Source organism: Pseudomonas sp. AK-TSAG1-1 (assembly GCF_056821665.1).
In genome coordinates, this window is record NZ_CM165965.1 from 222,135 (window position 1) to 234,229 (window position 12,095).

At 62.6% G+C, this 12,095-nt stretch carries 14 protein-coding genes; 12 read left to right on the plus strand and 2 right to left on the minus strand.

Features of this window, described 5'->3' with window-relative positions; translation table 11 throughout:
* The first annotated feature begins 38 nt into the window (after nt 1-38).
* From AC1UK9_RS00935 to AC1UK9_RS00950, 4 genes are read left to right on the plus strand one after another with little or no spacing between them, the layout of a single operon-like run.
* Nucleotides 39-1,556, plus strand: coding sequence for a TolC family protein (locus tag AC1UK9_RS00935; protein ID WP_482579030.1), 1,518 nt, complete (start codon nt 39-41; stop codon nt 1,554-1,556).
* On the plus strand, nt 1,540-2,145 hold the full coding sequence (gene cysC, locus AC1UK9_RS00940; protein ID WP_482579032.1) for an adenylyl-sulfate kinase: 606 nt from the start codon (nt 1,540-1,542) through the stop codon (nt 2,143-2,145). The genes AC1UK9_RS00935 and cysC overlap by 17 nt, the downstream gene beginning before the upstream one ends.
* Nucleotides 2,142-2,927, plus strand: coding sequence for an aspartyl/asparaginyl beta-hydroxylase domain-containing protein (locus AC1UK9_RS00945; RefSeq protein WP_482579034.1), 786 nt, complete (start codon nt 2,142-2,144; stop codon nt 2,925-2,927). Before cysC ends, AC1UK9_RS00945 begins: the two co-directional genes overlap by 4 nt.
* Nucleotides 2,915-3,889 (plus strand): sulfotransferase family protein, encoded by a 975-nt coding sequence (locus AC1UK9_RS00950; protein ID WP_482579036.1) that lies wholly within the window; start codon nt 2,915-2,917, stop codon nt 3,887-3,889. Before AC1UK9_RS00945 ends, AC1UK9_RS00950 begins: the two co-directional genes overlap by 13 nt.
* On the opposite strand, the gene AC1UK9_RS00955 is transcribed toward AC1UK9_RS00950, so the two are convergent.
* Both AC1UK9_RS00955 and AC1UK9_RS00960 read right to left on the minus strand, forming a co-directional pair.
* Entirely contained in the window at nt 3,855-4,613 is a 759-nt protein-coding gene (locus AC1UK9_RS00955) for a slipin family protein (RefSeq protein WP_003220464.1), read from the minus strand. The two genes, AC1UK9_RS00950 and AC1UK9_RS00955, sit on opposite strands and share 35 nt — an antisense overlap.
* Before the next feature lie 2 nt (nt 4,614-4,615).
* Nucleotides 4,616-5,146 carry an NfeD family protein gene (locus tag AC1UK9_RS00960; RefSeq protein ID WP_482579038.1) on the minus strand — a complete coding sequence of 177 codons (531 nt, stop codon included), beginning with the start codon at nt 5,144-5,146 and terminating at the stop codon, nt 4,616-4,618.
* A 174-nt stretch (nt 5,147-5,320) separates the two neighbouring features.
* On the opposite strand from AC1UK9_RS00960, the gene AC1UK9_RS00965 reads away from it, so the two are divergent.
* The 8 genes from AC1UK9_RS00965 to AC1UK9_RS01000 all read left to right on the plus strand — a co-directional run bounded on the left by AC1UK9_RS00965 (nt 5,321) and on the right by AC1UK9_RS01000 (nt 12,029).
* Complete coding sequence (locus AC1UK9_RS00965; protein ID WP_025113422.1) at nt 5,321-5,782, plus strand: aminoacyl-tRNA deacylase; 462 nt, start codon at nt 5,321-5,323, stop codon at nt 5,780-5,782.
* 124 nt (nt 5,783-5,906) lie between these two features.
* On the plus strand, nt 5,907-6,152 hold the full coding sequence (locus tag AC1UK9_RS00970) for a DUF2789 domain-containing protein (protein WP_025113421.1): 246 nt from the start codon (nt 5,907-5,909) through the stop codon (nt 6,150-6,152).
* A gap of 130 nt (nt 6,153-6,282) precedes the next feature.
* Nucleotides 6,283-6,711, plus strand: a complete 429-nt coding sequence (locus AC1UK9_RS00975; protein ID WP_007961473.1) for a MarR family winged helix-turn-helix transcriptional regulator — start codon at nt 6,283-6,285, stop codon at nt 6,709-6,711.
* Nucleotides 6,708-8,771, plus strand: a complete 2,064-nt coding sequence (locus AC1UK9_RS00980; protein WP_482579041.1) for an FUSC family protein — start codon at nt 6,708-6,710, stop codon at nt 8,769-8,771. Before AC1UK9_RS00975 ends, AC1UK9_RS00980 begins: the two co-directional genes overlap by 4 nt.
* The gene (locus AC1UK9_RS00985; protein WP_025113419.1) at nt 8,768-8,977 is read left to right on the plus strand and encodes a DUF1656 domain-containing protein; all 210 of its coding nucleotides are present in this window, start codon (nt 8,768-8,770) and stop codon (nt 8,975-8,977) included. Before AC1UK9_RS00980 ends, AC1UK9_RS00985 begins: the two co-directional genes overlap by 4 nt.
* Nucleotides 8,974-9,861: an efflux RND transporter periplasmic adaptor subunit gene (locus AC1UK9_RS00990; protein ID WP_025113418.1), complete on the plus strand. Its 888-nt coding sequence runs from the start codon at nt 8,974-8,976 to the stop codon at nt 9,859-9,861. Before AC1UK9_RS00985 ends, AC1UK9_RS00990 begins: the two co-directional genes overlap by 4 nt.
* Nucleotides 9,858-11,300: an efflux transporter outer membrane subunit gene (locus AC1UK9_RS00995; protein ID WP_482579043.1), complete on the plus strand. Its 1,443-nt coding sequence runs from the start codon at nt 9,858-9,860 to the stop codon at nt 11,298-11,300. Before AC1UK9_RS00990 ends, AC1UK9_RS00995 begins: the two co-directional genes overlap by 4 nt.
* Before the next feature lie 93 nt (nt 11,301-11,393).
* A complete protein-coding gene (locus AC1UK9_RS01000) occupies nt 11,394-12,029 on the plus strand; it encodes a hypothetical protein (RefSeq protein WP_025113416.1) in 636 nt (211 codons plus the stop codon).
* Nucleotides 12,030-12,095 lie beyond the last annotated feature (66 nt).

Below are 12,095 nucleotides of genomic sequence, written 5' to 3' on the forward strand. Positions count from 1 at the left end.
CTACTCAATACGGTGCGGCATCTAGGGGCGATCCAGGGATGAAGAAAAGTCAGAAGTTGTTCGGCGCCAGCCTGCTGGCGCTGGCGATCAGCGGATGTGCAGTAACCAGTGAACCGATCGAGCGCAGCGTCAGTGAACAGCGGGCCAAAAGCGACCTGCAAAGCATGTACAAGGATCAGGAGCCGCTGCGTGGCCCGCTGACCCTGCATCAGGCCATGGCCCGCGCGGTTAAGTACAACCTCGAAGGCCGGTTGAAGATCATGGAGGAAGCGCTGGCCAAGCGGCAGCTCGACCTCGCCAGTTTCGACATGCTGCCGCGCATGGCGCTGGATGCCGGATACGTCGGGCGCAACAACGTCAACGCCTCCAGCAGCCAGAGCGTACGCACCGGCACCCAGTCCCTGGAACCGTCGACCTCGCAGGACCGTGACCGTGATGTCGCCGACCTGACCATGGTCTGGAACGTCCTCGACTTCGGCGTCAGCTACATCAGCGCCAAGCAGCAGGGCGACCAGCGCCTGATCGTGCAGGAGCGCCGGCGCAAGGTGATCAACACCATCGTCCAGGACGTGCGCTCGGCCTATTGGCGAGCGATGGCGGCCGAGCGGCTGCTCAAGCAGATCGACAGCCTGATGGCGCGGGTCGATACCGCCCGGCGCGACAGTCAGAGCCTGAGTGATCAGCGCATCGGTGATCCGGTGCAGGCGCTGGGTTACCAGCGTTCGCTGATCGAAGCCACCCGGCAACTGGAAGAACAGCGGCGCGCCTTGTCACTGGCGAAAACCGAGCTGGCAACGCTGATCAACCTGCCGCTGGGCACCAACCTGACCCTGGCAACCGACGACGGTTATCAGATTCCCGAGCTCAAGGTCGCCATGGCCAGGCTCGAGCAGGAAGCGCTGACCAGCCGTCCGGAGCTGCGCGAGCAGGACTACCAGAGCCGCATCAGCGCCGCCGAAACCCGCAAGGCCATGCTGCGCCTGCTGCCGGGCCTGGAGTTTTCCGCCGGCGGGCATTACGACAGCAACTCGTTCCTCGTCGAACAGGGCTGGGCCGATTACGGGGTGAAAGTCACCTGGAACCTGTTCAACGTGATCTCTGCTCCGGCGGCGATCGATGTCGCCAAGGCCGGTGAAGAAGTCGCCACCGCGCGGCGTCAGGCGATGTCGATTGCGGTGCTGGCGCAGCTGTATGTGGCCAACGCCAACTATCAAGAGGCGCTGCGTCAGTTCAAGACCAACCAGCAATTGTCTGACATCGACGGGCAAATCGTCGGTCAGCTGCGCAACCGGCATCAAGCCGCCGGCATTGGCGAACTTGAATTGATTCAGGGCGAACTGAACAATCTCCAGGCGGACTTGCGCCGTGACTTGTCGTACGCCGATTTGCGTAACGCCTACGGCCAGATCTTCGCCAGCGCCGGCCTCGATCCGTTGCCTGATCAGGTGCAGTCAACCGAGGTGCAGTCGATCGCCACGGCACTGGCCAACCGCGAGTCGGCGTGGGCCTCGGGGGATATCTCGGTACCCGTGGTGGCGCATGCCACTGCCAAATAACCTGCTGGCGCCGGTCGCCAGCATCAGCCGCACGCAGCGCGAGGCCCGCAATGGCCATCGCGGTGCGGCGATTTTGCTGACCGGCCTGCCGGCGGCAGGCAAATCCACCCTGGCGCAAGCGCTGCAAGCCGAGTTGTTCGCACGTGGTCTGCAGAGTGTGGTGCTTGATGGTGACGGCCTGCGGGTCGGGCTCAACCGCGACCTGGGTTTTACCGATGCCGATCGGCTGGAGAACATCCGCCGCGCCAGCGAACTGGCGGCGTTGCTGGTGGAAAACGGGCAGATCGTGATTCTGGCGCTGATCGCGCCGCTGGTGGAGTTGCGTGAGGTATTGGCCCGGCGCTTGGGCGAGGACTATCGCGAGGTCTGGTGCAGCGCGTCGCTGGCGGTGTGCGAGCAGCGTGATCCGAAAGGTCATTACGCCCGTGCCCGGCGTGGCGAACTGGCTGCATTCACCGGGGTGTCGGCGCCCTACGAGCCGCCGCTGCAGGCTTCGCTGGTGCTCGACACTGGCGGGCAATCGGTCGAGGCGTGTCTGGACCGCTTGCTGACCTGGCTCGGTGAGTGTTCGGTGTTGCCCAGGGCATGAGCCGGCCACTTGCTTCGCGCCTGCCGGTGACGGTCGATCTGCCGCTGTTGTTGCAGGCGTTGGAGGCGATTGCCGAGGACGCCTGGCAAGGTCATTTCAATCGCGAGTATTTTTCCGGGGACTGGAGCGGCGTGGCGCTGATTTCGGCCGCGGATGCGTTGACCGAGTTGTCACCCGGGCGCGGGCAACCGCTGCCTCGTCTGCCTTGGCTGCGCGACGCACGCTGGCAGGGCGGGTTGCGCGATCTGTCGCTGGATATCGTCAGCGCGCGGTTGCTGCGGCTGGGGCCGGGCGGGCGGATTCATGAACACTGTGATTACGATCTCGACGGCCCGGACGCGGATCTGCGCCTGCACATTCCGCTGCTCAGTCCGCCCGCCGTGGACTTCTGGCTTGAGGGGCAGCGCATGCCGATGGCGGCGGGGGAGTGCTGGTTTCTCGACCTTGCCCGTGCGCATCGGGTGGATAACTTCGATACGTCGGCACGGGTGCATCTGGTGCTCGATTGCCGCCCCGGCAGCTGGCTGATGCAGATGATCGCTGATGGCTTGCCGGGCACGCCTGCACCCGGGTGGGCGGATACGGCGTTGCAGCGTTTTCAGCACCTGGTGACGACCGATGCTGAGTTGGCCGCGACGTTGAAGGCTTTGGTTGATCCTGAAGTGTTCATCAGCCGCACGCTTGAGCTGGCCGCAGCGCACGGCCTGCCGTTCTCTCGCGAAGAACTGCGCACCGCCATGCGCCACGGTCGTCGACAATGGAACGAGCAATGGCGCGGCTGAATTTCGACGGCTGGTTACCGATTCGGGTCTGGTCGGTGGCGGGGCTGTGGCAGGTCGATTGGTGCTGGTTCGGCGATACGCCCTTGCATCAGCCGTTTTTCCGCGATGCGGTCGAGGAGGCGCTGCGCCTGCCTTTCAATCAGGCTTTTCGGCGACTGACGCCGCTGTCGACGTTGACCGAGTGGCAGGTGCAAAGCCCCGGTCTGATCCCGAGCGCTTTCATCCTGCACGCCTCGCGTTGCGGTTCGACGCTGATCAGCCAGATGCTCGCCCGACTTGAAGATCACATCGTGGTGTCGGAGCCACCGGCGCTGGATGCGTTGTTACGCAGTGATTTGCCGGCGGCTGAGCGCCAGGCAGCCATTGCCGGTCTGCTCTCGGCCTATGGGCAACGCCGACGTGGTGTCGAGCAGCGGCTGGTGATCAAACTCGATGCGTGGAACATCGGCGAATGGCCGCTGTTGCGGGAATGTTTTCCCGACACGCCATGGCTGTTTGTGTATCGCGATCCGCTGGAAATCGCCGTATCGCACGTGCGCCGTCCGGGGATGCATATGGTGCCGGGGATGCTCGGTGATTGTGTGCTGGAAGATGGATTGCCGTTTGCAAGCAGCGAAGACTTCATCGCGCGACGGTTGGGACGATTGCTTGAGGCCGGGTGCATCCATTGCCGCGAGGGGGGTGGTCTGGCGGTGAACTACAGCGAATTGCCCGGAGCCATGACGGGGCGGCTGGCCGGATTTTTCCGGTTGAACGTCGAGCAGCGTCAGCAGGTGTTGGCGGCGACTGCGCAGCACGCCAAGCAGCCGTCGCAACGCTTTGTCGCTGATGGCGAAGACAAGCGTCGCGAGGCTTCGCCGCAGTTGCAGGCGCGGGTGCGAAGCTGCGCGGCTGCGCCCTATGCGGCCCTGGAGCGCTGGCGCGCGCTCAAGACTTGCCCGACAGATCCGCCATCCCCTTAAGCAGCTCGATCGGCAGCGGAAAGACAATGGTCGAGCTCTTGTCGCCAGCAATCGAACTCAAGGTCTGCATATAGCGCAGTTGCATCGCACCGGGCTGGCGGCCGAGCATTTCGGCAGCTTGCATGAGTTTTTCCGAGGCCTGCAATTCACCTTCGGCGTGGATCACCTTGGCCCGGCGCTCGCGTTCGGCTTCAGCCTGTTTGGCAATGGCACGCACCATCGACTCGTTGAGGTCGACGTGCTTGATCTCGACATTGGCGACCTTGATGCCCCACGCGTCGGTCTGGGCGTCGAGCACCTGCTGGATATCGATGTTCAACTGCTCACGCTCGGCCAGCAGTTCATCCAGTTCATGTTTGCCGAGCACCGCGCGCAGGGTGGTCTGTGCCAGTTGGCTGGTGGCCGAGAGAAAATCTTCGACCTGAATGATCGCCTTCTGCGGGTCGAGTACACGGAAATACAGCACCGCGTTGACCTTCACCGAGACGTTGTCGCGGGTGATCACATCCTGCGGCGGCACATCGAGGACGACGGTGCGCAGGTCGACCCGGACCATTTGCTGCACCACCGGAATCAGCAGGATCAGCCCCGGCCCCTTGACCTGCCAGAAGCGTCCGAGCTGGAACACCACGCCGCGCTCGTACTCACGCAGGATGCGGAACGTCGACCCGGCCAGGGCGATGACCAACAGCAGCAGTGCAACAAAACCGATTTGCAGACCCATGATCACTCTCCGTGTCGCACCGCGTCAGTCGCGGCGACTTTCAGCAATAAGCCATTACGCCCGACCACGCGCACTGCTTGTCCGGTGTGCAGCGGTGTCGCGCTGTGCACTTGCCAGTGTTCACCCTGCAATTGCACCCAGCCGTTGTGGGCGTTTTCCGCTTGCACGGTGGTCACTGCCGTCACGCTGCCGACCAGCCCGGCATCGCCGCTGACGGCATGGCGTGGCCGGGTCTTCAAGGCGCGCAGGATCAATGCGATCAGCAGCAAGGCGCTGATCAGGCCGAGGCCGATGATCATCGGCACCGGCAATTCGGCATTGCCCAGAATCAGTGCGCCGATCACGAACATGATGATCCCGCCGAGGCCGATTACCCCGTAGTTGGGCAGCGCGGCTTCGGCGATCAGAAAGGCAATGCCGAGCGTGATCAGCCACAGGCCGACCGGATTGACCGCGGTCAGCGGGACATCCGCCGCGAGGGTCGAGCCGCTGAGCAGCAGTAACAAGGCAAACGCACAACATCGGCTGTTCACGTGACCCTCCGGGAGAGTCTGGGGGTGGTTCTTTAAGTCTAGTTGAGCCTGGCGCTGGATGAATCTTGATCAATGAGCGGATGTGTCCAGTGAGCGGATTTCCCGTCGCCAGCGGCGTGCCGAACTAGACTCAGCAGAACAGCAACAACGTTCAGCGTGACACCGAGGTGCATCATGCGTATGGCAAAAAAGGTACAGAGCAGCCTGAACCGGGCGCACTGCGAATATGACGTCGTGGCCCACCGGCACTCGGCCAGCAGCCTGGAAACCGCACGGGTCAGCGGGGTACCCGCCGAACGGGTAGCCAAATCGGTGATCCTCGACGACCACCACGGGCATTACCTGATGGCCGTGCTACCGGCCAGCCGGCATCTGGACTTGAGTAAAGTGCGCAACAGCGGCGAGTGGCAGGTCACCCGGGAAAGCAATCTGGCGCACATCTTCGACGACTGCGAACGCGGCGCGGTGCCGCCGCTGGGTGATTCCTATGGCCTGGACATGGTCATTGACCCGCTGCTGACACGGCAGAAAGACATCTATCTGGAAGCCGGCAACCACAACTATCTGCTGCACATGAGCATGCCCGAGTTCCTGAGAATGGTGCCGCATGCGCAGGTGCGGGAGTTGAGTCAATAGGGGGGTGGTGTTGTCACTGACGCCTTCGCGAGCAAGCCCGCTCCCACAGGTTCACCGCAATCCCCTGTGGGAGCGGGCTTGCTGGCGAATCTTCCTCGCACCGATTTTTTGAAGGAGTCCTCCAATGGAGCAGCCAAGCCATAGCCTGCCGTCCCTGTTCGACCAACTCGGCCTGAGCAGCGACCCGACCAGCATCGAGCAATTCATCGCCACCCACTCGCCACTCAAACCCGAACTGCACCTGGCGGACGCGTTCTTCTGGACCCAAAGCCAGGCGGATTTTTTGCGCAGCGAGATTCTTGATGATGCAGATTGGGCGGAGGTGGTGGATCAGTTGAATGTGCTGCTGCGTAAGGGGCGCGATGCGTAAAAAGGTGCTGAAACGCCTGAATGAAGATTTGTTTCAAAACTTGACTGAAATTCCCCGCCAATGCGATATTGATAGTTAGCAAACTAACAGTGTGCATTTCCCCGTGCCGAATTCCCTCGACGCTCTCCAGATGAACATCAGCAGTGCCATGGTGGTGGCCGCCAGGCATTGGCGCAAGATCTGCCAGACCACGCTGGTCAACTACGGCATCTCCGAAGCCTGCGCCGTGCCGTTGTTGATGATCGGGCGGTTGGGTGAGGGTGTGCGGCAGGTGCAGGTGGCGCAGGCGGCGGGCATGGAGAGTCCGTCGCTGGTGCGCCTGCTCGATCAGTTGTGTCATGCCGGGTATGTCTGTCGCACCGAAGATGCGCAGGATCGCCGGGCCAAATGCCTGAGCCTGACCGACACCGGCCGCGAGCTGGTGCAAGCGGTGGAAATCGAACTGGTACGTCTGCGTCATGAAGTGCTCGAAGGCATCGACCAGAGTGATCTGGAAGCTACGCTTCGGGTACTGAGAGCTTTTGAGGCGGCCAATCCGCCTGTGGTGATCAATTCTTGAACGGTTTTTTCTCCGGCATTCCTCCGGCCCGGGACTGGTTCTACGGGGTCCGTACCTTTGCAGCGTCGATGATCGCGCTGTACATCGCCTTGCTCATGCAAATGCCGCGTCCGTACTGGGCGATGGCCACGGTGTATATCGTCTCCAGTCCGTTTCTCGGGCCGACCAGTTCCAAGGCTTTGTACCGCGCCATCGGCACCTTTCTCGGGGCTGCAGCGGCGGTGCTGTTCGTGCCGATGTTCGTGCAGAGCCCTTACGTGCTGGTGGTGGTCATCGCCTTGTGGACGGGGATCTTGCTGTTCCTGTCGCTGCACTTGCGCACCGCCAATAACTACGCGCTGATGCTCGCCGGCTACACCCTGCCGCTGATTGCCTTGCCGACGGTGGATAACCCGCTGGCGGTGTGGGACGTGGCGGAGGCGCGGACCGAAGAGATTTTTCTCGGCATTGCCGTGGCGGCGGTGATCGGCGCGATGTTCTGGCCGCGCCGGCTGGCGCCGGTGTTCAACGACGCAGTGAGCAAGTGGTTCGCCGATGCCACGACATACAGCCTGAAATTTCTCAGCCGCGATGTGCAGCCGGAGCAAGTCACGGCCCTGCGCATGGCCATGGTCGCCAGTTTCAACAGCCTGGAATTGATGATCGGCCAGTTGCCTCACGAAGGTTCCCGGCCGCAAACCGTGCGCAACACCAAGGAGCTGCGTGGGCGGATGATTCACCTGTTACCGGTAATCGACGCCCTTGAAGACTCGCTCTACGCCCTTGAACGACGCACGCCGGAACTGGTGGAGAAATTCGCGCCGCTGCTGGCGGCAACCCGTGAATGGCTCGCTCATAAAGACGCCGATCTGGCGCGTTGGCAGGCCCTCAAGGATCAGCTTCAGGCCTTGCAACCGAGCTGTGAAGCGCTGGAAGACCGCAAGCAATTGCTGTTCTCCAACTCGATTTATCGCCTCGGCGAATTCATCGATCTGTGGCAGGACTGCCGCAGCCTGCAGGACGCAATTCTGTGCGAACGGCAGGACAGCTGGCGCGCGGTCTACCGGCACTGGCGCCTCGGACGGCTGACGCCGTTTCTCGACCGCGGGATGATGCTGTATTCGGTGGCCTCGACCATCCTGGCGATCATCGTCGCCTCGACGTTGTGGATTCTGCTCGGCTGGCCGGACGGCGGCAGTGCGGTGATTCTGGCGGCGGTGGCCTGCAGTTTCTTCGCCTCGATGGACGACCCGGCGCCGCAGATCTACCGGTTCTTTTTCTGGACCGGGATGTCGGTGCTGTTCGCCAGCCTCTATCTGTTTCTGATTCTGCCGAACCTGCACGACTTTCCGATGCTGGTGCTGGCGTTTGCGATTCCGTTCATCTGTGTCGGCACCCTGACCGTGCAGCCGCGTTTCTACCTCGGCATGCTCCTGACGCTGGTCAACACCTCGTCGTTCATCAGTATTCAGGGCGCGTACGACGCGGACTTCTTCGCCTTTGTGAACTCCAACCTGGCCGGGCCGATGGGGCTGCTGTTTGCGTTCATCTGGACCCTGATTGCCCGTCCGTTCGGCGTCGAGCTGGCGGCCAAGCGTCTGACCCGCTTCAGCTGGAAAGACATCGTGCACATGACCGAGCCGGCCAACCTCGCCGAACACCGGCAGTTGGGCGTGCAGTTGCTCGACCGCCTGATGCAGCACCTGCCACGTCTGGCGATGACCGGTCAGGACACCGGCATCGCCATGCGTGAAGTGCGTGTCGGCTTGAACCTGCTGGATCTGCTGGCCTACACCCCGCGTGTCGAAGGCGCGCCGAAGGTCCTGCTGCAACAAGTCGTGGCTGAGGTCGGCGAGTATTTCCGCGCTTGCCTGAAGGCTGGCGAACGCTTGCCGGCACCGAGCCCCTTATTGATGACGATGGACCGCGCGCGCCGTGCGCTCAAAGGCCACGGCGACGAAGAAACCCGTCTAAACCTGTTGCATGCCCTGAGCGGTTTGCGCCTGGCGTTGTTGCCCGGCGTGGAATTTGTCAGCACGAGCGATGCCGAAGAACCGCTGCCCGATGGAGCGCCCCTATGATCGGTGATCTGGATATCAGCGGCATTTTCCTGCCGACCCTGCTGGTGCTGATGGGCATCACCTATGTGTTGTTTCTGCTGGTGCACGGCGTGCTTATACGTCTGCACTTTTACCGTCTGGTCTGGCACCGGGCATTGTTCAACGTGGCTCTCTACGCTGTGCTGTTGTACGGCGTGGACTCACTCAGTCGATACCTGATGACATGAAAAAACCGTTTCTGACCATCGGTCGCGTGGTACTGACCCTGCTGATCGTGACTTTCGCCGTCGTCCTCGTCTGGCGCATGGTGATGTATTACATGTTTGCGCCGTGGACCCGCGACGGCCACATTCGCGCCGACATCATCCAGATCGCTCCGGACGTGTCCGGGCTGATCCAGCAGGTCGAGGTCAAGGACAACCAGTTGATCAAGCGCGGCCAAGTGCTGTTCAGCATCGACCAGGACCGTTTCAAACTGGCCCTGCGTCAGGCCAAGGCCGCCGTCGCCGACCGCGAAGAAACCCTCGCCCAGGCGCAGCGCGAAGCCAAGCGTAACCGTGGCCTGGGCAACCTGGTGCCGGCCGAACAGCTGGAAGAAAGCCAGTCGAAGGTCGCCCGGGCGCAATCGGCCCTGGCCGAAGCGCTGGTGTCGGTGGACAGCGCTCAGCTCAACCTCGACCGCTCGGTGATCCGCAGCCCGGTGGACGGCTATGTCAACGACCGCGCGCCGCGTGTGCAGGAATTCGTCACCGCCGGGCGTCCGGTGTTGTCGGTGGTCGACAGCAACTCGTTCCACATCGACGGTTATTTCGAAGAAACCAAGCTCGACGGCATTCATGTCGGCCAGTCCGTGGATATCCGCGTGATCGGTGACAAGGCCAAGCTGCGCGGGCATGTCGAAAGCATCGTCGCCGGTATCGAAGACCGCGACCGCACCAGCGGTAATAACCTGCTGCCCAACGTCAATCCGGCATTCAGCTGGGTACGTCTGGCGCAGCGGATTCCGGTGCGCATCGCCTTTGACGATGTGCCGGAAGACTTCCGCATGATCGCCGGGCGTACTGCCACCGTGTCGATCATCGACGAGCAAAAGCAGGAGCCTGCGCAATGAACAGGCTCCTGATGATCGCCGGGTTGGGCGTGATGCTCTCGGCGTGTCAGATGGTCGGGCCGGACTATCACCTGCCCGCTGACGCGGCAGTCCAGCGCAAGGACTTTCAGGGTGAACTGGCGGTGGACGGCAAGCCGGTGGTGTCGGCGCCGGTGCCGGCGGACTGGTGGCGTTTGTACCGGGACCCGCGCCTGGACCAACTGGTGCAGCAGGCCATGGCGTCCAACACTGACTTGCGGGTGGCGGCGGCGAACCTGTCGCGGGCCCGCGCGCAGGTCGATGAAGCTGAAGCGGCCGGTGGCTGGAGCGGCGGCGTGAAGATGGGCGCGCAGCGCTTGCAGGAATCCGGTCAGGCGTTCCTGCTGCCGGAAAAAGTGCCGGTGGCCAACGTTGCTGACATCGGCATCAGTGCTTCTTATCAGTTCGACCTGTGGGGCACGTTGCAGCGCGGCATCGAAGCGGCGAAAGCCAACGCCGATGCCACGCAAGCGGCGGCCGATACCGCGCGCATCACCTTGGTGGCGGACGTGGTGCGGGCCTACACCCAAGTGTGTGCCGCCAATGAAGAGCGGGAAATCGCCCAGCACTCCCTCGACCTGCAATCGCAAAGCACCACCCTGATCCAGCGCCTGCGCGATGCCGGGCGTGGCGATGAAACCCAGGTCACCCGTTCGCAAACCCAATTCAAGTCGTTGCGCGCCGACATGCCGCGTTATGAAGCGTCGCGTCAGGCGGGTCTGTTCCGCCTGTCGATGCTGCTGGCCAAACCGGTCGATCAATTGCCGGCCGGCACCGCGAGTTGCGCCGAACTGCCGAAAATCGCTCAACTGGTGCCGGTTGGCGACGGTGCGGCACTGCTCAAGCGCCGGCCCGATGTGCGTCAGGCCGAACGTCGTCTGGCCGCCGCGACGGCCGGTATTGGCGTCGCCACTGGCGAGCTGTACCCGGACATCAGCATCGGCGCGACCATCGGCACCGTCGGCATCATTTCCGATCTGGGCGATCCGTCGACCAACCGCTGGGGCTTCGGCCCGTCGCTGAGCTGGAAGGTGCCGACCAACGGCGCCCGCGCACGTATCCGCGAAGCCGAAGCCAATACCCAGGGCGCGCTGGCGCATTTCGACGGCGTGGTACTCAATGCCATCCGCGAAACCCAGACCGGTCTGGCCCAGTACAGCGCGCTGCTGCAACGCCGCGACGCACTGGCCGACGCCGAGCAGTCGGCGAAACTGGCGGCAGACCAGACGCATCGCTTCTTCCAGGCGGGGCGTGAGTCGTTCCTCGCCGACCTGCAGGCGACCCGCACCTACACCGACGTCACCGCGCAACTGGCCGCCGCCAACACCCAGGTTGCCATGAGCCAGATCGATTTGTTCCTCGCGCTGGGCGGCGGTTGGGAAAGCGGACGAACGCAAGCCTCAAGCGCCAGCAAACCCTGAAGCCGTTGCTATGCTTTGAAGTGTTGGAAGGGCGCCCCGAGCAAGGCGCCCTTTCAGCGCACATTGCTAGCGCTGGTCTAGGGGAAACCAATAATGAAAAACCCTTACGCTCTCGGCTTCTGGTGCGCCCTGGTAGCGCTGGTGCTGCTATCGGCCACCTATTTCTACGGCATCATGCTGGCCCACCAGATCGACAAGGCCATGGTCTTCCTCGACAGCGCCACAGCGTTGATCGCGGTGATGGCAATCGTGGTGGTGGCCTGGGCGTCGATCCAGGTGCAGCGGGTGAAGAAAAGACAGCTTGAACAGGGCAAAACCCTGGTGCTGATCTGGGACACCAAAGTTGCCCTGCGTCGGGTTGAAACCGTGTTCGATCGCTACTTCTGGGGCAGCTACTGGCAACCGGGGCGCACTTTCGCCGAAGTCATGGGCGAACTCACCGGCACGCCGCTGGAAAAAAGCCTCGAAGCCCTGAAAAAGCAGTGCCTGGAGCTCGACAAACAAATTGCCGATGAAGGCTGGCACTGGCTCAACAACGCCCGTGAACTGTCGGATGTCGCCACCGCGATGGCCCGCGAACGTTATCAACTGGACTTCTGCGACCCCCGGGCCGACGGGCCGGGCGGGGCGGTGATCGATCGCGACTTTGAAGTGCTGGTGTATACCTGGACGGCGCGGCTCAAGAGCTTTGATCATCAACTGGATGAGATCGAGGTTCAGTATTCCTGATGTGCATTGCCTTCACTGGCCACTTCGCGAGCAAGCCCGCTCCCACAAGCACAACTCGGTATCTGT